An 18,642-nucleotide genomic window follows, 5' to 3' on the forward strand; every position below is an offset into this window, starting at 1 on the left:
CCACGACCGTCACCAGCCCGAGGCGGTGTAGACGACGGCGGTGGCGGACTCCTCGCCCCAGGCGAGCTCCCGCAGCAGCGCCGCGGTCCCCTCCTCCGGGTCGATCAGCCGGATGCCGCGCCGGGCGTACTCCCGGGCCAGCTCGGCCCCGATCATGCCGCTGTGACCGGCCGAGGGTGCCCAGGGGCCCCAGTGCACGGTCACCGCCCGCCGGCCGGTGCGGGCGGCGAACGCCGCGCCGAGGGTCTCCAGCGCGTCGTTGGCGGCCGCGTAGTCCACCTGGCCGCGATTGCCCAGGACGGCCGATATCGAGCCGAACAGCACGGTGAACGCGGGCGGTGCGGGCAGTTCCTCCAATGCGGTGAGCAGGGCGTCGGCGCCCGTCGCCTTCGTGGCGTAGACACGCCGGAAGGACTCCGTGCTCTTCTCTGCGATGAGCCGGTCCTCGATCACACCGGCCGCGTGCACCACGCCGTCGAGCCGGCCGTGCTCGGCATGGATCTCCTTCACCGCCTGCAGTACCGCGTCCGGCTCGCGGAAGTCGACCGACCGGTAGCGGGCCCGGCCGCCCGAGGCGGTGATCTCGGTCAGGGTGGCCGTGATCTCCCGCTGGGCGAGCAGCAGCTCGGCGGCGCGATTGATCTCGGCCGGCTTCAGTCCGCCGCGGGCCGCGAGCGCGGCGCGCAGCTCGGCCGGGGTACGCGCGGACGCGGTGTCCGCGGCCTCCGGACCGTCCGGGGCGGGGGTGCGGCCGAGGAGTTCCAGACGGCAGCGTGCGGCGCCAGCGAGCACGGCGGCGAACTGTGCGGTGATGCCTCGTGCCCCTCCTGCCAGCAGCACCACGGAGTCCTGGTCCAGGCCAAGCGCGGTGGCTTCCGGGGTGCCCGCCCCGGCCGGTCCGGCGCCCGTGCTGCCGAGCACGCCGAGCGGCGCCGCCACCAGTTCGAACCCGTGCCGGCCTGCCGCCGTCCGCAGCACGACCGGTGTCCGGTCCAACGCGACGGCCTCGGCGACCACGGCGTCCGCGAGCGCGGACGGCGAGGAATCGGAAACCTCGATGATCCGGGCCACCATCTGCGGATACTCGCGCGCCACGGTCCGGAACAGACCTCGCAGCCCCGCGGTCCGGGGGTCGGGCACCTCACCGTCGGCGGGCCGGACGGCCAGCAGCCATCGCGGGGCGCGTGCCAGGGCGGCCTTCAGTACAGGGAACGAGGCGGGCAGCAAGGGCATTTCATCGGTGCCCGCGAGGGCCCCTGACCACAGCACGCCGTCCACCGGTCCGTCGGTCTCCGTCAGGACGTGGTCCCGGGCCCGTGCGGAGACCTCGGCTCCGTGGGACGCCAGGCGGGCGGCGACCTCGGGGGCGTCGCCGAGCAGGATCCAGCGGGTGCCCGTGAGAACGGACGACGGGTCGGTGCCGGCGTCGGCCCGCTCGTCGAGGAGGACCGGGCGCAGGAGGTGCCGTCCGGGGGGTTCGGCGGTGACGGCGTCCGGTCCGGGCTCCACCACCACCGGAGCGGGCTCCGCCTCCGCCGGGGCGGCGGGCCGCTCGGCCGGTCCGCCCATCCGCGCGGTCAGCCAGTCGGTCACCGCGGCGGCCGTCCGCGCCTTCGCCAGCTCCTCCAGCGCGGCGTCGTTCAGCGCGGCGAGGTCGGTGCCGGCACCGGCACCCAGGCGCCGGGCCAGTTCGCCCGCGATCTCCGCCCGCTTGATGGAGTCGATGCTGAGGTCCGCCTCCAGGTCGAGGTCGGGCTCGATCATGTCGACGGGGTAGCCGGTGCGCTCGCTGATGATTTCCAGAACGACCCGCTGGACATCGGCCGGACCGGCGGGCTGCGCGGCTGCCGGCTCCACGGCGGTGGCCGGCGTGCCCCGTTCCGGGTCCTTCATCGACGGCTGCGCCGGGGGAAGTTGCGGCACGGCCTGGATCACCTGCGGGGCCGCCGGGGACGGGACGGGCCGCGCGCCCGGGGCGGATCCGAGGTAGGTGAGCAGAACGTCCCGTTGGGCGGCGATCATCTCCCGGCTGGTGCGCAGGAATTCGGAGATGAGCGTGTCCTGGTCGGACGGTGCGCTGTGCGGGGAATTCGTCGTCACAGTCGTCTCCAGGGTCTCCGTGACTCGTCGGGCCGGTGCGAGCGCACCGGTGAGGAGGGCGCCGTCGGCGGTGCGGACCAGTTGTCCGTCGACCGTCCATCCGGGAAGCTTCGGCGCCGGGGTACGTGCCGCGTCCACCGCGTTCCGGCCTCGCAGCAGCCACCCGGCGCGCACCGGCAGCCCCGCGACGGCGAGCTCGGCCAGGGCGTCGAGCCAGCCGCGCAGGCCGCTGCCCGGCCGGGGTTCGCAGGCCACCGTGCGGTGCGGGCGGTCGCCGAGGATCTGCCCGACCAGCCGGGTCAGGACCGAGCCGGGGCCGGCTTCGACGAAGATGCGGGCTCCGGCCTCGTACATCGCCTCGATCTGCTCGACGAAGGCGACCGGGGCACCGATCTGGGCGGCGAGCTCGGCCCGTACCGCGTCACCGTCGGCGGCGTACGGGATGGCCGTGCGATTGGACCACACGGGGAATTCGGGCGCGTGCACCGGCCGGGCCGCGAGCGCCTCGGCGAACCGGTCGGTGGCGGCGGCGACCAGCGGGCTGTGGAACGCGCAGGCGACGGGGATGCGCTTGGCACCGTGGCCGGCCTCGCGCAGCAGCCGGACGGCCTCGTCGACGGCGTCCGTCGGTCCCGAGATCACCGTCTGGCCGGGCGAGTTGCGATTGGCGACGACCACACTGTCCGGCACGGACGCCGCCTTGAGTGCCTGCGCCACGTCCTCGGCGCCGGCCGAGACCGCGGCCATGGTCCCGGGGTCGCCCGCGTCGCCTTGGGCGGACTGCGCAGCCCGAAGGATCGCCGCCGCTCGCTCCGCGCTCAGTTCCAGCAGCGTCTCGGGGGTCAATGCGCCGGCCGCGCACAGTGCCACCAGCTCGCCGTAGCTGTGCCCGGCGGCCATGTCCGGCTGCACGCCGGCCGCGGTGAGCACGGCGTGCGCGGCGAGTCCCGTGACACCGAGGGCGGGCTGTGCCACCCGGGTGTCGGTGAGCGCGGCCCGTTGCCTCTCGCGTTCGGTGTCGTCGAAGGCGGTGGGCGGATACAGGGTGTCGGCGTGGGCGCGGGCGAGTTCCAGATAGGGGCGCAGCTCTGGGAAGGCGACGAACAGGTCGGCGAGCATGCCGGTGCGCTGGCTGCCCTGGCCGGGGAAGAGGAATGCCACCTTGGCGCCGTCCGATTCGCCGGCACCGGCCCGGTGGATGCCGCGTGCCGGAGCGTGCGCGGCGGGGTCGACGGGGTCGGCCAGGGCCCGCCGCACCTTCTCGGCCAGGTCGTCCACGTCCGTCGCCACGATGGCGACCTGGGCCGGGTCCCCGCTCGTGTCCGACCGCCGGGCCGCGCTCAGCGCGAGGTCCTGAAGCCGCCACGACCGGCCCTCGGACTGAGCGGCTGCCAGGAGTTCCTCCATCGCCCGGCGGGCCGCGGCCTCGTCCCGGCCGCGGAACACGAACAGTTCGGCCGGCCAGGCGTCCAGTCCCCGCACGGGCGGTACGCCACCGGCGTGGGCGGCCAGCACCACGTGGAAGTTGGTCCCGCCGAAGCCGAACGCGCTCACTCCGGCGATCCGTTCCTCCGCGGGTGCCGCCCATGGCCGAGCCTCGGCGTGGAAGGCGAAGGGGCTGCTGTCCGCCTCCCACGCCGGGTTGGGATTCTCGACGTGCAAGGTGGGCGGCCGGACTCCGGTGTACAGCGCCAGCAGCGTTTTGATCATTCCGGCGAGACCGGCGGCGCACTTGGTGTGGCCGATCTGCGACTTCACCGAACCGAGGGCGCAGCCGCCCGGTTCCGCCCCGGCCTCGGTGAACACCTCGCTGAGAATGCGCAGTTCGGTGCGGTCGCCGACGACCGTCCCGGTGCCGTGCGCCTCGACGAGACCGACTTTTGCCGGTGAGACGCCGGCGTTTCGATAGGCGCGCTCCAGAGCCGAGCGCTGGCCCTCGGGCCTGGGCGCGGTCAGACCGAGTGAGCGGCCGTCGCTGGAGGAGCCCAGGCCCTTGATGACGCCGTAGATCCGGTCGCCGTCCCGCTCGGCGTCCGCGAGCCGCTTGAGGACGACGCAGGCGATGCCCTCGCCGAGCGCGATGCCGTCAGCCGAGCCGTCGAAGGCGCGTGAGCGGCCGGTGGGAGACAGGGCGTGCACGGAGGAGAACAGGACATAGTCGTTGATTCCGTTGTGCAGGTCGGCGCCACCGCACAACACCACGTCGGAGGTGCCGCCGGCCAGCTCCTTGCAGGCGACGTCCACCGCGGCCAGCGACGAGGCGCAGGCGGCGTCGACGGTGTAGTTGGCGCCGCCGAGATCGAGCCGGTTGGCGATCCTGCCCGAGATGACGTTGGCGAGCATGCCGGGGAAGGAGTCCTCGGTGAGTCCCGGGAGCTGCTCATCCAGACCCGCGGGGACGCGGCCGTAGTACGAGGGCAGCACCGCCCGGAGCGTGGCCGCGTTCGACAGATCGCTGCCCGCCTCGGCGCCGAACACCACGGAAGTGCGTGAGCGGTCGAACTTCCGCCCCCCGTCGCCGTATCCGGCGTCCTCCAGAGCGCGCCGGGCGGCCTCCAGGGACAGCAGCTGCACCGGTTCCGTGCTGCCGAGAGACGTCGGCGGGATGCCGTAGCGCAGCGGGTCGAAGGGGATGCGGGGCAGGAAGCCGCCCCACTTGGAGGGGGTCGACTCGCCATGGTGGACGGCCGGGTCCCAGCGCTCGGGCGGGACCTCGCTCACCGCGTCCACTCCGGCGACCACATTCGCCCAGAAGGCGGTCAGGTCGGGCGCCTGCGGGAACATGCACGCCATGCCGACCACGGCGACGTCGAGCGGAGCGGGCGCGACCGGCTCCCGCACCTCGTTCGCCGGGGCCGACTGCGCCGTCCGCAGGGCGAGATGCTCGGCGGCTCCCGTGGTCACCGACTCGTGCAGTGCCGCGACGGTCGTGGTCGCCGAGCGCAGCACGGCCACCTCGCCGGCCATGAACATTCCCTCGGCGAGCTGGCGCCGCTCGTCGACCGGAGAGAGGCAGCCGTCGGCGGATCGGTCGACGCCCTTGCTGGCGATGCGCAGCCGGCCGACGTTGAGCCTCTCCAGCTCCTCCCAGATCCGCCGGTCCGGCACGCCCTCGGCGCGCAGCCGGGCCTCCTGGTCGCGGTAGCCGGCGGTGAACGGGCTCGGTACGCACCGCGTCGCGTGGCCCGGCGCCGACTCCAGCAGCGTGGTGCGCTCGGCCTCCAGGACCTGCTGCTGGAAGAGCGGCCGGACCGCCCCGCGGGAAACAGCCTCCTCGGTGAACAGATACGCGGTACCCATCAGCACACCGACGGCCGCGCCGCGCGCGGTCAGCGGCGCGGCCAGAGCGGCGACCATCGCCGCCGACCGCTCGTCGTGCACGCCGCCCGCGAAGAACACCTCGAGGTCCGCGGCCTCGTGACTCTCCAGGAAATCCTCCAGGACGGCCAGTTGGGCCTCCCAGAGCGCGAAACTGCCGCGCGGCCCCACATGCCCGCCGCACTCCGAGCCCTCGAACACGAACCGGCGCGCCCCGGCCTGGAGGAACTGCCGCAACAACCCCGGTGAGGGCACGTGCAGAAACGTCCGGATGCCGTCCTGCTCCAGGGCCTGCGTCTGGGACGGCCGCCCACCGGCGATGATCGCGTGGGTCGGCCGCATCTCCCGTACGGCCTCCAGCTGGGCCGTACGCACGTCCTCCGGCGCGAAGCCGAGGACTCCCACGCCCCAGGGCCGGCCGGCCACCGCGTCCCGGGTCTCGGTCAGCATCGTCCGCGTCCGCGTGCCGTCCGCCAGCGCCAGGGCGAGGAAGGGCAGTGCTCCGTCGACTGCCACCGCCACGGCGAAAGCGGGTCCGTCGCTCACCCTTGTCATCGGCCCCTGCGCGACGGGGAGCCGGGTGCCGAGCGCCAGGCTCATCGGCGATCCGGGCCGCAGCGCCCGTGCTGCCGTGTCGTCCCGGACGGCACCGAGCACCGCTTCCCGCAGCGCGCGCACCGTTCGGCGCACATCGCCCCACCGCTCCGCGAACAGGGTGGCGAGGAAGCCGTCCTGGCCCACCGGGAGCAGTTGGGTACGCAGATCCCGCCCGCCCAGAAGCGCCGCCACCTCCTGCGGTCCGGCACCCTCCGCGAGGCGCGGGACGTCCGGGCCTCGCCGCAGCAGGAAACGGTGACCGGCCCGGACGACGGTTTCCGAGCCGTCGCTGGTGCGCAGCACCGCGGCGACCGGTTCGGGCAACGCCGACTCGGCGAGCAGCGCGAGTTGGCCGTCGAGGACGACGCCGGCCGCTCCGCCGGCCACCGCGGCGGCGGCCGTTCGAGGGCCGATGCCGCCGCTCGCCCACACGGGCCGGGTCACCTCGGGCGCGGCGAGCAGTCGCTGGAGCAGGACGAAGGTGCTCAACTCGCCGATCCGGCCGCCGCACTCGGTGCCGCGAGCGATCAGGCCGTGCGCCCCGGCGCGTAACGCATCCCGTGCGCCCTCCAGGTCGGTGACCTCGACGAGGACGCGGAAGCGCGCCGCGAGCGCGGCGATCGTCCAGGCCGCGCCCGATTCCCCGGCCGCCGCTGCGACCGCGAGAACCACGGTGTGCGGACCGTCCGGAGCCAGGTCGGCCGGGGTGAGCCGGCAGTGCGCGTCGACCCGGACGCCGAACCTGCCCGAAGCCGTGCGCTGCAGTTGAGCGAGGGCCTCGCGGGATCTCCGGTCGCCGGCCCCGAGGTCGAGCACACCGAGACCACCGGCCCGGCCGACGGCCACGGTGAGCCCGGCATCGGGCTCACCGTACGGAGTAATGCCGATGATCATTTCTTCGGAACGCACAGCGGAGTTCATCATTCTCCGAATCAAGGGTGAGACTGCACGGTGGGGGGTTCTGTACAGAAACAGACACGGCGGCTCTCCGGCTTCCTGCAGGGAAAAGCCCACCGCGGAACGCCGATATGAAGCGTGTGTTCGAAGCGGATTGAAAGGTAGTGGCGTGGTTACTCACCGGTCAAGGTGCGAGTGAGTGATCGGCAACCGTCTTTTTCGACCCCGTCGGTCGCGAGTGGAAGGCATGGCCGGAGGGAAACGGCTGAATCCTTTTCCGACGAGGCATCGTTCACCTGGGCTGTTGCAACTCCCTTTACCCGGATGTCAGTTGGGGATTGGCTGATTGGGGTGCACAACAGACCGGGAACGAGCCTGGCGGTCATTTTGAGGGCTGCCGATGAGGCGCCTCGGACCGAGCGATGGGTGCCCCCACCGACCGGCCGGCAGTCAGAATGGCGGACTCGCGCGGCTATGCCTGCGGAAATCGTCTGCCCGGGACGAAGAACCCCCTGGTGTCGCACTCGGACCGGAAGCGCGCTCTTCCAGGGGTACGGAAAGAGGCGCCTGACCTGACACAAGGGCAGCCTCCATTCCTCACCCGCGCTTGTTGAGGATGTCGTTGATCCGTGCCCCCTCGTCGGGGGTGATCCGTCCGTGCGGCAGTTCGATGCCGAGGGTCTCCGCCAGTGGCCGCTGATGGATGTCGACCGCCGCCTCCACGAGGTCGGCGAGCACGGCCCCCGACGAGCGGCCCCGCACCTGCCCGATGGCCACCGCGACCAGGCCGACCAGCACGGACGGCCACCAGAAGGCACCCAGCAGCAGGTAGAGCATCCCCCACGCGGTGACTTCCGTGGCCGCCCGGTAGCGGGTGGTGGCGTCACGGATCGCGGCGGTCGCAGTGTCGGGGAGCAGCAGCCACAGCCGTGGCCAGGCGAGGGCCACGGCCAGGCCGTATTGCGCGTCGACGCGCTGGTCGACGAGGCGGAAGCGGTCGCCGATGGCAGTGGCACGCGCGGGCAGGTATCGCGCCGGCAGGGTGTGCCCGCGTCGGGCCTGCGCGCCCTGGGCCCTGCGCCGCCGCCGGGCCACCCACCGGGCGGGACGGCGGGAGACCCACGCGTCGTACGCGCGCGGCAGCCCCCTGTACGGCCAGTCCGGCACCCGTCGCACCGAGCAGCGCCCCGGCCACCGCAAGCAGCACAGCCGCAGGCCGACCCGCCAGCTGCTGCCCGAGCCTGCGTACCGCGTCCTCCAGACGCCCAGTGTCCAGCGCGTGCGGATGGCCGAGCCACCAGCCGCACATCGCGGCGGCCACGAACAACGCGTCGGGCAGCACCAGCGCGCTGAGCCAGCGGTCGGCGAGCTTCCGGCCGACCTCCGTGAGCAGGCTGTTCACAGCGACCTGAAGACCATTGGCGCTTCATCGATGACGCAGCGCGGCTCGCGGCCGTCCTCGTCCGCACCGGCGCGGCGCCCGCACCGGCCGCCCGGACAGCGGTAGGTGCCGCGCACGGTGACGGCGTCGAGCCCGAAGACGTCCAGGCTTTCGGGGTGGCCGTCCGCCGGGCGGCCGACCGACTTGTCGGGGTCCGGTGCCGGCTCGTATCCCAGGAGCCGGCTCACTTCCGCCGAGTGCCAGCCGTTACGCCACCGCTTGCCGGTGCGCAGGTTGATCCCGACGATTCGCGCCGCATCCCTCGTGCTGTAGCCCTGCTCCATGAGCTCGAAGTATGCGGCGCGTTCCCGCACCAACCTTCCTCCGCCCGGCTTCCGGTTCCCCCGGATCTCGAAGTCCATCGCATCCCCTGAGCTGGGGTGTTGCAACGACTGGTTGAACTCGCCCAATATTCGAGCAGGGCCTTCGCGGAACTCTGCAGGTCAGCTGGGGTCCGGCAGAGCATGGGCGCGATCGGGTCCAGCGCCGACAACGCTGCCGCGGAAAGCTTCAACGCCGCCTTCAAGAGGGAGACGCTCAAAGGCCGCAAAGCCTGGTCGAGCGAGCGTGAGGCCAGGCTCGACGCCTTCCGCTGGCTGACCCGCTACAACACCCGGCGCCGACATTCCCGCCTCGGTCAGCGGTCTCCGATTGCCTACGAGAACGCCGTCCAAGCAGCAGCAACTACCCTGACCCAAGCCGCATAGACGTGTTCAACATCCGGGGTCAAGGCCCATGCGCCATTGCTCAGGCCTGTTTCGTGGGTGCCGATGCGGCGCCAGATGATGTGCGCGCCGCGTATCCGCTCCGGCCCGTACGACCATCTACACCCACCAGCAGGCCGCGATGCCCGAGGAGTACCTGGAGGTCCGGACGACCGACCCAGCCACGTGGATGCCCACACCGGAGAACCTGGAACGGCTCGCCGCCTTCACCCGCGTGGCCGCCGCCCGCCGCCGCGCCATCGAGGACGGGGAGACCCCGGCCCCGGCCGCCGACCCGGCCGGACCGGTCGACCGGCACCGCCAGGAGCACGAGCAGCAGCACCAGCAGTCCGGCGCCGGACGCCGGTACAGGATGGGTGGTCCGTTTCGCGGGCTTGCGGCACGTTCACGGGGCGGGACGGGCGGGCCGCCGACTTACGCGGAAGCGGTCCGTGCGGGCGCGAGGGGCCGTAGCATCTGACTATGACGGGAGTCGGGGCGGAAGCTCATTTACTGGTCTGGATGTACGAGCGTAGTGCGAGGGGCCAGGGCGATCTGGCCGGCCCGGAAGATTTCCCCGAGGAATGGCGGCGCCGTGCCCGCTTCAGGCTCCGTGCTGATCTGAACGACCTGGTCCGCAAGGGCCAGTTGGAGCGGCACTTCGTGTTCCGCAGGGGGAACCTCTACCGCCTCTCCCGCGCCGGTGAGCTGGAGGCGCAGCGGCTCTTGCACCTGCGGCGCGACCCTGAAGGGCGCCAGCAACATGCCCGCGACGGACTGGTATCCGCAGCCTCCCGCGCTGCCTACAGCCCCACTATCGGGCTCGAAGCTTTCCTCGGGATGCCGCAGTCGCAGGTATACGGCGAATCCTTGACTCTTGACGAGGTGCGGGTAGCGGCAGCCTTTCTGGTGGAACGAGGCTTGGCCACCCTGCACGAAGGCGACGCACCACATTCACTCAAGGCTCTCCTGACACTGACCGGAGTAGGAATCCAGTGCGCTGAGAGCTCCCTCTCTGTGAAGGACTTCCTCATGCAGAACGGACACCTTCCGACCTTGTGGGACTCGTAAAGTCATCGCTGCAGGTGAGTAGCGGTGTCCATGGTTGTCGGTGGTGGCTGGGACCCTGTCCGGATGATCGTGTCGCTGTTGTACCGTGCTGCTCGCACGATGCTGTCCATACCAGCTGTCCTGCTGCGCCGGGACACTGCCAAGGACGCCGAGTTGTTGGTGCTGAGGCATGAGAACACTGTCCTGCGCCGTCAGCTCAAGGGCCCGGTCCGCTACGAGTCGGCCGACCGGTTCTGGTTCTCCGCGCTGTCCTCGCTGATACCGCGGCGCCGCTGGGCCGGCGTCTTCCCCGTCACCCCCGGCACCGTGCTGGCCTGGCACCGCAAGCTGATCGCCAAGAAGTGGGACTACTCCGCCCGCCGCAGCCGTACCGGCCGACCCCCGACTGTGGCCGCGCTCAGGAAGCTGGTGCTGCGCCTGGCCGGCGAGAATCCCCGGTGGGGGCACCGAAGGATCCAGGGCGAACTGGCCCGGCTGGGCCATCCGATCGCACCGTCCACGGTCTGGGGGATCCTGAACGCCGCGGGCATCGACCCGGCTCCACGCCGGTCCGGCCCCAGCTGGCGCGAGTTCCTGACCACCCAAGCCCAAGGGATCATCGCGGCCGACTTCTTCCACGTGGACACCATGCTCGGAAAGCGCCTGTACGCCATGGCTTTCCTGGAACACGGCACCCGCCAACTGCACATCACCGGCGTCACCGCCCGCCCCACCCGGGCCTGGGCGACGCAGCAGGCCCGCAATCTCGCCGACCAACTCGACACGCGCATGGAGTCCCTGCGCTTCGTGCTGCGCGACCGCGACGCCAAGTACGACCAGTCCTTCGACGCCGTCTTCGAAGCCGAGGACATGGAGGTGCTGCTCAGCGCGCCACGGGCGCCTCGGATGAATGCGCACTGCGAGCGGGTGATCGGCACCGTCCGCCGCGAGGCGCTCGACCACCTCTTGCTCATGAATGAGGCCCACGCCCGGCAAGTCCTTGCCGACTTCGAACGGCACTACAACACGCATCGACCTCACCGGGCCCGAGATCAACGGCCCCCTCACGCCTCCGGGCAGCCCGCCACCGTCCACGGCCTCGACGGCCGAAGACTCCTGCGCACCCGCATCCTCGGCGGTGCTATCAACGAGTACCGGTACGCCGCTTGACCTGCGCCGATGACTTTTCGAGCCCCACAACCGCGCACAGCATCAGCCATGCGCGTGCCGGGGACGGGCTGTGCCCGCGGGAAGAAAGGATGCCTGGAAGCATCAGGTGCTCCGTCGCTCAGAAGAAGTTCTGAGCAGCACAAACGTGCCGCTCCGGTCTGATCACGAAGCGGCTGGACGTCCAGAAGGAGTGTGTGAGTCGAACGTCCCGCCGCTAGCAGGACGTCCTGGTCACTGCGGCGCAAGCGGCCGCACACGAAGCAGCAGACATGCCGTGAACGCTACCAGGGCGGAGACACCCGGCTCAGACACCTGCCTGACATCTCATCTCTTCACTCGTATGCCCGTTCTACAGAGCTTCCTGGGCACGGGAAGCTCGTCGCCGCAGAGCACCTATCCGCGCGATCTCTAACTTACCCGCGTCTTGCGACCAAATCTGGCCGGCGCGTACGTAGCCCGCCGCCTGAGGAACAATCGGCCGAGATGGTGTTGGAGCCGGATGTGGCGAAACTGATAGACCGCGCCTACCTGTCGGAGCACTCCCCTGCGATAGGCGTCGTCCAGGAAGACATCGGTGTCCCAGGGCAGTTTGCCGGTCAGAGGCAGCCAGATACGGGAGAAGACCACCCACTGTCCCCAGGCGGTGAACAGGAGTGCGTACGTGAGTGATCCGGCGAACCCATAGACGGCTCCGGCGCGGAGCCCGTCCGACACCCCCCAGGCAGATGGCTCGAGGAATCCTTGAAACAGGTGGACGGTCAGGCTCCCGCCGAAGACGACCACCAGGGTGAGCATCGGTGCGAGGAAGAGGACCTGTCGGCTCACTGTCGCCCGATTTGAGGCCAGCAGGCTGACGGGGGTGGCCGCCGAGGCGGCGTCCAGGGGCGCTTCGAACAACGCCAAGAGCCCGAAGACCAGGCCACCCCCCACTCCGAAGATCAGCTCGAAGACCAGCATGTTGATGAGGATGCTCTCCATCACCTCACCGTTCGGGAGCGGGAGGTCGCGGTACAGCGTGCCTTGGACGGCACGGCTCCACCCGTTCCCGACGCCCAGCACGAATCCACCCAACAGCGCGGTTCCGAAGCGGGCGATGAACGTGCGGACCGTCCTGCGCCCCAGCCTGGTGCCAGTGCCGGGCAGCCGTAGCCGTACCGGGGCCGGTTCGATGATCTCGTTGCCGAGCGCGATCATGATCGCGTACACCGTTCCGACGGTGAGGCCGGCGATCGATCCCGTAAAGGCCGCCCGGACGAGGGCCCGACCGAACGTGACCTGGTGGAGGAGCAGAGTCGAAAGCCCATCGGCCGCGGCAGCGCACAGCCCGGACACCGCCACGACGATCATGACGCGCGTCGAACGCCGCAGCGATTCGCTGATCCGCCACCAGGCGAGGTCCTGCCGCTTGAGCCGGACCATGTGGTGGGCGAGGTAGGCAAGCCAGCGTTCGGCGTGCTCCGGGTCCCAGTTCCGCTTCCGGCGACGGCCAACGGCTCGCTCGGGGACCCCGCGCCTGTAGACCGTAGGCACGAAGCCCGCGAGCAGGTGTTCCTCAAGTGAGCGCTCGGCAGGAAACCGTTCAGTGTCCAGGAGTTCCGCCGTGTCCCGGTCTGGTGTTTCGCTGTACATCGTTCGCGCCAGGGCGACCATCAACGGAGTGCTCAGGACGCCGACGAGGTTCACGCTCGCCTCGGTCTCCTCCCGGGCTCTCAGTTGTGCCAGAACGAAATCCCATACCGCCCCGGTCCGGCCGTGGCTGTCGCCGCCGGCGATCGGCCGGGCGGTCCTGGGCAGGTAGGCCAGGAGGTTGTCGCGGGTGAGGTCGGTGAGTTGAATGCCGGCGGCCCAGACCAATGGCGCATGTACCGCCTTAACCGCCTTGGCGAACTCGTCGGCCCGACTGGTCAGGAGAAGCGGAAGCGAAGTGTCGTTGAGCGCTTGGAGTGTGGCGCTCCGCAGGCTTTCGGCGGTCTCGTCGAACCCGTCCAGAACCGGCAGTACGAGGTCGGCGTCGACCAGTGCCGCGGCGAGCGTCGCTCCGCCGGGTGCTGTGCGGGCCAGGTGCGGATGGTCGCGCACCAGCCGATCGATCAGCCAGTCCCGCAACGCGACGGTCGTAGGATCCCAGGACCCGAGAGTGAAGATCACCGGTACCCGGTCAGCAGGAGCCCGAGTCTTCAGGAAGTCCAGGACGAATCTGATCGCGAGGATCGACTTGCCCGAGCCGGCCCGGCCCAGAACCACCAGTCGTCCGGAAGAGATTCGCCGGTAGACCTCGGCCACGCTCCCCAAGTCACCAGTCAGATCCGTTGCGTACGACGTCGCTCCGGGCGGGAGACGTTGAATGTTCTCCGAGTGGTCCGTCAGGAGTGCGGGCGCCTCCTGCCAGCGCACCGGCAGCGGAAACGGATCGTGTACCCGACGATGCTCCTCCTCGCGCTGCCAACGCCGCCTGACCTCGATGGCCAGCTCGTCGGCGGCGGCGGAGAGGATCGGCGGCGCCGCACGATCCGGCGTGGGAGGCGGTTGGCGCTGTGCCGCGGTTGGATCAAGCGCCTCGGCGACTCGCGCGGGGGGCACGGTGACCGGTTCCGGTGGTGTGTGAGACGGGTCGCTCTGCGTTGTCGCGGGCGTGGCCAGCAACTGCCTGCGTTCCTCGGGGCCGATCTCCAGAGCATCCGCCAACAGACTCAGCGTCCCCAGCCGGTGGTCCCTGGAGCTACCGGTCTCCAGCCTGCGGATGGTGCTGACACTCACCCCCGACCGCTCCGCCAGCCGTTCCTGGGTCAGACCCGACTGCTTGCGCAGCCGACGTAAGAGCGTCCCGAGCTGATCCCCCACTTCGGCGTCCTCTCTGCCTGCGTGTACAGCCTGCGGGGAGCCTACCGTGACCACCGGTCATATGTGACCGGTGGTGTGACCTGTCCACCGGGGAGGCACCAACGCCAGCATCAGTGGTGCTCGCTCACCAGCCGGCACCGCAGCACGCCGGGGCCCGCGGCGAGGCCCGATCCGCCCGAGCACCCGGCGGCATTGAGGGTGCTTTACCGAACCGTCCGGCATGGGTGCGTGTGAGGAGCAGATATGGCGTACCGGCACTGGTGTGGTGAGTGCGGTTACAAAACGGGCTGGCTCAGCGAGTCGCAGAGCGAGGAGCAGCAAATCGAGCACTACGCCAAGCAGCACCCCGGAATTCCCCCGGGTGGCAGCGTGGAGGTCAACCGAAAGGATCCGGACAGCCTCGGATGTCTTCCGGTTCTGGGAATCCTCTTCCTGCTGCTGATCCTCGCGGCGTCATGCCAGCGCTAAGGGCTGTCCCGTACAGAGAACCGACTGATCGTGGCCGCACGGAGCATTTCACCCCGGCCGCGTCGGTGCCCTGACGGGCGTGGCCCCAGCTGGGGAGCCCGCGTCGGCGAGCAGCAGCCAGGGCGGCTCAGTTCAGGCCCTCGTGGACCACATTCCGCGCCTGAAGGCAGCGTTCGCTTCCGCCTGGGGGCGCTCTCGTTCCTCGTACCACACCCACATGAACCGGCAAGACCGACAAACCGATCAGAAAGGATTCCCAATGAAGTTGTCAAGCCCGGCTGGTGACTGGCTGTGAGCGTGTCAGCCAAGCGCGACGGGGCTGGGCGGCGCGGTGATCTCGAAGGTGCGGCCGTCGCGCATGAGGGCCCACAGGACGTTCAGGCGGCGACATGCAAGGGCGATGATGGCCTGCCTGTGGCCCTTGCCCTCGGCTCTCTTGCGGTCGTAGAACGCCTTGGACGTGGGGCAGCAGCGGGCGGCGACCATCGCGGACATGCAGAAGACCCGCAGCAGGCGTCGACAGTAGCGGCGTGGTCGGCGCATGTTGCCGCTGATGCGTCCGGAGTCCTTGGGGACCGGGGCGAGGCCGGCGACGCCGGCCAGGCGGTCGGAGCTGCCGAAGACGCTCATGTCGCCGCCGGTGTGGGCGATTCAAGTCAGGAAGTGTGCTGAGGTGTCCTCCCGCTCACGGACGTCTGCCCGGCTGGTCACTGCGGCTGCGATCATCACCGCCTACGTCGCGCTGCACTTGGCGATCACCGCATGCCTGAACCTGCAGTCCCGCGACCATTTCCGCGATGCCTCGGCGCGGGGTGCCGCCTTCGTCACCGCGCTGGACCACTACGCCAACGGGGAGGTGTCCGCTCGCGCTGACATCCTCGCGACAGCGGAGTGGTTCGTGAAGAACGCCCCGCCCAGGGAAAGCCGGTCCACGGTCACTTCCGCCGCCCGCTACGCCGAGGAGGGCGAGGTCTCCGCCGCTCGCGAGCACGCGGGCAACCTGGTCGCGCAAATCGGGCAAGATCGGGCGCGGCTTGACCGGGACCTCAGCTCGTCGGGCACGGCCGCGCTGTGGTGGGGAGCGGCCGCAGCAGTACTCACCGTGCCGGCGCTATGGCTGCGGCACCGCCACCGGACGGGTGCTGCGGAGATCGTCGGGATAGTCGGCCGGTTCGCCCCGCGTCAGCCATGGTGGCGCCGCCCGGTGTTCCTGGCGGCCAGCGGAGCCGGGTACGCGCTGTTCGCGGCGGGCCTCGTGGCAGCAGGTATGGCCCAGCGATCGAATCTTGATATGCCGATGGCGACGCAGGTGCTCCTCCTGCCTGTCGGGCTGGCCGCGCTGGGAGCCGGCTTCCTGATCCTGCGCCACTCCCGCCCACGTTCGGTCCGCAGCGCGGTCCACGCACTGCGGGCCGACGCTCGTCAGCCCGTGCTCTATCTGCGCAGCTTCGCCGATGACTCCATCGCGGCTCAGGTCGACGACGGGATCTACTTCAATATCCACTCCCGGGAGGAACAACTCGCGGGGTTGCTGGGCGCCTTCGGCCCCGTAATTGCGGTGGGCAAGCCTGGGGAGCCCCTCCCACAGTTGGGCGCGGCGCGCTTCTATCTGCCGCTCGACGACTGGCAGCCGACGATTCTTCAGCTGATGGAACTGTCCCAGCTCATCGTGCTGAGCGTGGGCCCGGGTGAGGGATTGTGGTGGGAGGTCGAGCAGGCTCTCGCCATCCAGCCCGCGCGCAAGCTGGTCCTGCTGGCACCGGGCCGGCTGTCGGGTGTGGCCGAGCGGCTGGACGAGCTCCTGCCGGCGCCGTCCCGGCTGAACGAGTTGGCCGCTGACAGCTCCTGGATTTCCGCCACCATCGCCTTCGGGCCCGGGTGGACACCGCATGTGCAGCCGGTGGTGGAGCCCGCGCCCGGCGCAAGGGCCCCGCGAGGCATCAAAGCCGGTCTGATGTCCCTATTGGTGATCTCGCCCGCACACCGCGTGGCTCGCGCTATGAAGGCCGCGTTGGTGGCTGCGGGCGTCCGCAGACGGGTCGTCATCATGCGGGCCGACCTCGGCATGCTGGCCACTTTCGGGAAGGGGCTTCTGGTGCTCACGGCCCTGGCCATCCCGTACCGGGTACTGCAGCTCTTTGGCCTCTGGTAACACCGCCCGTAGCTGGAGCCGGGCAGGAGGACGAACACGCTCCGCAACCCCTGCCATGGTCAGCCCCGGTCACGTCGAAGCCCACACTCTCTTGGAGGATTGGTGGACAGTCCACAGCAGGGCATGCATGTGCGCCTGACAGGCGCGGCCACCACCGCGACAATACTGATCCTGCTATCGCTCGTGCGCGAGATACTGGTTTCGTATGTCAACTGGCGCGGGTACTTCGTCATCCAGGACTACCTGGCCGGGGGCGCGACGGACGCGGACCTGGAGGCGGACGACTTCGTCTCCAAGCTGGTGACGTGGCCGACGCTCTTGGTGTTGCTCGCGGCCGGCGTGGCGTTCTTGGTCTGGTTGTGGCGGGCGCGGATCAACGCCGAACTGATGAGCGGCGCTGCCGCACACCGCCGGTCGCGGGGCTGGGTGATCGGCGCGTGGACCATCCCGGTGGCCAGCCTGTTCTACCCGTACCAGATCGTGGAGGACATCTGGCAGGCCAGCGCCCCCCGGCGGCCCGCTCCCGTCGGCCTCGTCGCTGCCTGGTGGGCGCTGTTCGTTGCTGCCACAGTGATAAAGCCCATCCAATGGCGATTGGCCTCGAATCTGGAGAGCGAGCAGGACGCGCTGTCCAACGCGATCCTGTCCACCGTCCTCACGGTGCTGTACCTGGCGGCCGGCGTACTGGTCACCCTCGTCATCAGGCGGATCACCGAGTGGCAGACCTTGGCTGCACCAGCACTACCACCACAGCCATCGGGATCCGCACCCACTGGCATCAACGGGAAAACCGTCACGGGAGTAGCCGCAGCGATCGCCGTTCTCGTGGTCCTCACAGTGTGGGCGGTTCACACGGGCAGCGATTCCAACGGCACGTCCACCATCTCCAGCACCACACCATCGCCCACCTACGACGCAGATCAGGCCACGACCGGTGACAACTACGGCACTGGCGAGGGAAGCAGCAGCGAGGGCGGCTACGGATCCGATAGCCCCACCCTCGACGAACCCGCACCCGACGAACCTGCACCCGATGAATCCAGTGCTGAGGACATGGCATTCAGCGATCTCGAAACCGACGACTGCCTGAGTAACTACAACGACGCGGGCTCAGACTGGATCCCTGCAACGCCGGAGACGACCAACTGTTCTGACACCGACGCCTATTTCGTCGTGGCATCAGTCGAGCAGGACGAGGAGTGTACCTCCGACATGACGTGGTTTCACAGCAACGACGACGCCACCGACACCGATCTCTGCCTGAACCGGAACTTCGCAGTCGGCCAGTGCATGTTCGCCGAGGTCGACGGCGAGCAACTCTCCATGTACTTCAACGCCGTCACTCCATGCGACGCTGCCATCCCCGATGACTACCAATACACCGTCCGGCTCACGAGGGTGTACTCAGGTGGCGCCCCCGATGATGCCTGCGGGGATGACCGCATGTGGACTACGGACGGCGGCGCCGCACTGTGCGGGGAAGTCCCCTTCAAGCGCTCTGGCCTCCCGGACGTTTAGACCCAGCGTGCCAGCCGTCCGGCAAAGGCCGCCGAGGTCGGTCTCCGGCTGGGGATCGGCAAGGCTCAATCCCTACGATCGTGGAGATCTGCGATGGCTTCGATGCCGGGGCGGACCCGAGGATGCCCGCCCCGGCGGTTGCCCGGCGCCCTTGATGACGTTGCGGCTGACCACTGCCGGGCGGCGAAGTTGTCCCTGAGACAGGGCCTACATGACATGGTTCGGGAAGACGGTTGGTTCACCATCGATCCCGGCACTGGGACCTGATCGGCGACATTACCTGCCGGATCGGACTTCGGCGTGTTACGGAACGCGTTGGCCCAGCTCCCGAGCTGCCGTGCGGATAGCGTGAGCGTACGGGGTATCGAACGCGCGCGTTGCTGGCG

General features: G+C 70.0%; 10 protein-coding genes and 2 pseudogenes. 7 read left to right on the plus strand and 5 right to left on the minus strand.

Features of this window, described 5'->3' with window-relative positions; translation table 11 throughout:
• Window positions 1-9: 9 nt before the first annotated feature.
• The 3 genes from OG611_RS39660 to OG611_RS39670 form a co-directional block, all read right to left on the minus strand.
• Entirely contained in the window at window positions 10-6,936 is a 6,927-nt protein-coding gene (locus tag OG611_RS39660; protein ID WP_266425388.1) for a type I polyketide synthase, read from the minus strand.
• Between the two features lie 573 nt (window positions 6,937-7,509).
• Entirely contained in the window at window positions 7,510-8,079 is a 570-nt protein-coding gene (locus OG611_RS39665; RefSeq protein WP_266414287.1) for a hypothetical protein, read from the minus strand.
• Between the two features lie 231 nt (window positions 8,080-8,310).
• Window positions 8,311-8,715 carry a helix-turn-helix domain-containing protein gene (locus tag OG611_RS39670; RefSeq protein ID WP_266414285.1) on the minus strand — a complete coding sequence of 135 codons (405 nt, stop codon included), beginning with the start codon at window positions 8,713-8,715 and terminating at the stop codon, window positions 8,311-8,313.
• A 42-nt stretch (window positions 8,716-8,757) separates the two neighbouring features.
• On the opposite strand from OG611_RS39670, the pseudogene OG611_RS39675 reads away from it, so the two are divergent.
• The 4 genes and pseudogenes from OG611_RS39675 to OG611_RS39690 form a co-directional block, all read left to right on the plus strand.
• Window positions 8,758-9,060: pseudogene (locus OG611_RS39675) on the plus strand (integrase core domain-containing protein); the annotation flags it as partial.
• A 139-nt stretch (window positions 9,061-9,199) separates the two neighbouring features.
• The gene (locus OG611_RS39680) at window positions 9,200-9,538 is read left to right on the plus strand and encodes a hypothetical protein (protein ID WP_266414283.1); all 339 of its coding nucleotides are present in this window, start codon (window positions 9,200-9,202) and stop codon (window positions 9,536-9,538) included.
• 41 nt (window positions 9,539-9,579) lie between these two features.
• Entirely contained in the window at window positions 9,580-10,128 is a 549-nt protein-coding gene (locus OG611_RS39685; RefSeq protein ID WP_266414281.1) for a hypothetical protein, read from the plus strand.
• Window positions 10,129-10,191: 63 nt separating this feature from the next.
• Window positions 10,192-11,277 (plus strand): integrase core domain-containing protein, encoded by a 1,086-nt coding sequence (locus OG611_RS39690; RefSeq protein WP_266425385.1) that lies wholly within the window; start codon window positions 10,192-10,194, stop codon window positions 11,275-11,277.
• Window positions 11,278-11,685: 408 nt separating this feature from the next.
• Here OG611_RS39690 and OG611_RS39695 read toward each other — a convergent pair whose 3' ends face one another.
• Entirely contained in the window at window positions 11,686-14,118 is a 2,433-nt protein-coding gene (locus OG611_RS39695) for a helix-turn-helix domain-containing protein (protein WP_266414279.1), read from the minus strand.
• A 243-nt stretch (window positions 14,119-14,361) separates the two neighbouring features.
• On the opposite strand from OG611_RS39695, the gene OG611_RS39700 reads away from it, so the two are divergent.
• The gene (locus tag OG611_RS39700) at window positions 14,362-14,586 is read left to right on the plus strand and encodes a hypothetical protein (protein ID WP_266414277.1); all 225 of its coding nucleotides are present in this window, start codon (window positions 14,362-14,364) and stop codon (window positions 14,584-14,586) included.
• Window positions 14,587-14,886: 300 nt separating this feature from the next.
• Here the strand turns inward: OG611_RS39700 and OG611_RS39705 are convergent.
• Window positions 14,887-15,237, minus strand: a pseudogene (locus tag OG611_RS39705) (transposase); the annotation flags it as partial.
• Between OG611_RS39705 and OG611_RS39710 the strand changes: the two are divergent.
• Both OG611_RS39710 and OG611_RS39715 read left to right on the plus strand, forming a co-directional pair.
• A complete protein-coding gene (locus tag OG611_RS39710; protein ID WP_266414275.1) occupies window positions 15,215-16,738 on the plus strand; it encodes a transferase in 1,524 nt (507 codons plus the stop codon). The pseudogene OG611_RS39705 and the gene OG611_RS39710 sit on opposite strands and share 23 nt — an antisense overlap.
• Window positions 16,739-16,840: 102 nt before the next feature.
• Window positions 16,841-18,256 carry a DUF4328 domain-containing protein gene (locus OG611_RS39715; protein WP_266414273.1) on the plus strand — a complete coding sequence of 472 codons (1,416 nt, stop codon included), beginning with the start codon at window positions 16,841-16,843 and terminating at the stop codon, window positions 18,254-18,256.
• The last annotated feature ends 386 nt before the right edge of the window (window positions 18,257-18,642 follow it).

Origin of the sequence: Streptomyces sp. NBC_01363, from assembly GCF_026340595.1 — a bacterium.
Taxonomy (GTDB): Bacteria; Actinomycetota; Actinomycetes; order Streptomycetales; family Streptomycetaceae; genus Streptomyces.

Bases quoted from the DNA above. Each gene is read 5' to 3' on its own strand.
- OG611_RS39660 (WP_266425388.1), bottom strand. From the start codon at position 6,936: ATGAACTCCGCTGTGCGTTCCGAAGAAATGATCATCGGCATTACTCCG.
- OG611_RS39670 (WP_266414285.1), bottom strand. From the start codon at position 8,715: ATGGACTTCGAGATCCGGGGGAACCGGAAGCCGGGCGGAGGAAGGTTG.
- OG611_RS39680 (WP_266414283.1), top strand. From the start codon at position 9,200: ATGCCCGAGGAGTACCTGGAGGTCCGGACGACCGACCCAGCCACGTGG.
- OG611_RS39685 (WP_266414281.1), top strand. From the start codon at position 9,580: ATGTACGAGCGTAGTGCGAGGGGCCAGGGCGATCTGGCCGGCCCGGAA.
- OG611_RS39690 (WP_266425385.1), top strand. From the start codon at position 10,192: ATGATCGTGTCGCTGTTGTACCGTGCTGCTCGCACGATGCTGTCCATA.
- OG611_RS39700 (WP_266414277.1), top strand. From the start codon at position 14,362: ATGGCGTACCGGCACTGGTGTGGTGAGTGCGGTTACAAAACGGGCTGG.
- OG611_RS39710 (WP_266414275.1), top strand. From the start codon at position 15,215: ATGTCGCCGCCGGTGTGGGCGATTCAAGTCAGGAAGTGTGCTGAGGTG.